General features: G+C 73.0%; 1 protein-coding gene. It reads left to right on the plus strand.

Annotated features, from left to right (window positions below; translation table 11 throughout):
- Positions 1-85: 85 nt before the first annotated feature.
- The coding region (locus tag AC5LUJ_RS19705; protein WP_493465478.1) for a phospho-sugar mutase at positions 86-1,873 on the plus strand (1,788 nt) is incomplete at its 3' end.

Here is a 1,873-nt window from a genome sequence, read left to right on the forward strand (position 1 = left end):
AGAAGGCCGCATCCGTGGGGATGAGCGTGCGGGTCCTGGGGCAGGCTGGTGAACTGGTCATGTTGGATGAACGTGCCCATCGGGGATGAACGTGCACGCTGTGGATGACGCGGGCCTCCCGGACCTGTTCGCCCGGGCCCGGCGGTGGATCGCCGACGATCCCTGGCCGGCCGACCGGGCCGAACTGGCCACTCTGGTCGACGCCGCGCTTACCACTGGTGACCTCGAAGCCCTGCGTGAACGGTTCTCCGGTGCCCTGCGCTTCGGCACGGCCGGGCTTCGTGGGCCGCTTCGCGCCGGCCCAGCCGGGATGAACACCGCGGTCGTCCGACGGGCGACGGCGGGCCTGGCCACCTGGCTGCTCGCCCGACAGCCCGGCACGGACGCTTCGCCCACGACAACCAGATCACCATCAGTAACGCCCGCGGATACCGCACCGACCGGCTCGGGGACGCCACCGGACGATGATCGTCCACTTCCGCTGGTTGTCGTGGGGGCGGATGCCCGGCATGGCAGCGAGCGGTTCGCCCTCGACAGTGTTCGGGTGCTCGCCGGGGCGGGGGTGCGGGCGGCCCTGCTGCCTGTCCCGGTGCCCACGCCGGTGCTGGCGTTCGCCGTCCGCCGACTCGGCGCGGACGCCGGCATCATGGTCACCGCAAGTCACAATCCGGCGACCGACAACGGCTACAAGGTGTACCTGGGCGCACCGTCCGGCGACCCGGCGAACGGGGCGCAGATCGTCGCTCCCGTCGACAGCGAGATCGAGACGGCGATCGATGCCGTCGGGCCGGCCGCGTCCCTTCCCCTCGGTGACGGCTGGATCCGCCTTGGCGTGGAGATCCACGACAGTTACGTGGCGGCGGCCGCGGCCACCATGCGGACGGATGGCACCGGTGGCCCGGCCACCAACCCCGCCACGGGCAGCCGGACCACGGGCAGCCGGGCCGCCAACAACCTCACCACCAACAACCTTGCCACCAGCCAGGCAGCGAACGACCGAGCCACAAGCGACCCCACCACCAGCCGGGCCGCCAACAACCTCACCACCAGCCGGGCCGTTGACGACTCCACCCTAGACGATCTTGCTGGCCTCCGGGTGGCGTACACGCCGCTGCACGGTGTGGGCGCAGACACCCTGGCCGCCGTGTTCACCCGGGCTGGCCTGGCCGCGCCGTTCGTGGTAGCCGAGCAGGCCCGTCCCGACCCGAACTTCCCGACCGTCGCGTTCCCGAACCCGGAGGAGCCCGGCGTGCTGGACCGGGTGCTCGCGCTCGGCCGGGCGGTGGGCGCCGACGTCGTCATCGCCAACGACCCGGACGCGGACCGCTGTGCGGCCGCGGTCGGCAGCCGGGTACTCACCGGCGACGAGGTCGGGCTGCTGCTCGCGGACGAGGTGCTGCGCGACCGGCCCGGGCCGGTCGCCACGACGATCGTGAGCTCGGGCGCACTGGCGACGCTCGCGGCCGCGCACGGCGTCCCCTGCCTCGAGACCCTCACCGGCTTCAAATGGATCATGCGGGCGCACGCCGGCCTCGTCTTCGGCTATGAGGAGGCGCTCGGCTACGCGGTCGCGCCGACGCTCGTGCGCGACAAGGACGGAATCACCGCGGCCCTGGCGATCGCCGGGATCGCCGCGGCGGAGAAACGCCACGGCCGGACCCTGCTCGACCGGCTCGACGACCTCGTCCGCCGACACGGCCTGCACGCCACCGCCCAGGTGTCCATCCGGGTCACCGACAGCGCGCGGATCTCCGCCGTGATGGACGCACTGCGCGCCGAGCCCCCGGCGAGGATCGGCCCCGCCGACGTACTCGCCATCCGCGACCTCGCCGCCGCACCAGCCCCAGCCCCGGCCGTCGCACCAGCCCTGGCC

Source organism: Protofrankia sp. CiP1_Cm_nod3, from assembly GCF_982290655.1.